Below are 207 nucleotides of genomic sequence, written 5' to 3' on the forward strand. Positions count from 1 at the left end.
GGCGGAAGGCAAGGCGGAAGGTCAGGCTGAGGAGCGGGCGCGCCAGGTGCTTCGGGTGTTGGAGCACCGGGGGATCACGGTGTCGGCCGAGGTGCGGGAGCGGATCACGGGTTGTGGTGATCCGGAGGTGTTGGGGGTCTGGGTGGATCGGGCGTTCTCGGTGTCGGTGGCTGAGGACCTGTTCGCCGGGTTGGCGCAGGACTGACC

Annotated in this window: 1 pseudogene; it reads left to right on the top strand. The window is 69.1% G+C overall.

Features of this window, described 5'->3' with window-relative positions:
• Positions 1-205 (top strand): annotated as a pseudogene (locus AN216_RS00025) (hypothetical protein); the annotation flags it as partial.
• Between the last annotated feature and the right edge of the window lie 2 nt (positions 206-207).

Origin of the sequence: Streptomyces oceani (assembly GCF_001751245.1) — a bacterium.
In the GTDB taxonomy this organism is placed as follows: Bacteria; Actinomycetota; Actinomycetes; order Streptomycetales; family Streptomycetaceae; genus Streptomyces; species Streptomyces oceani.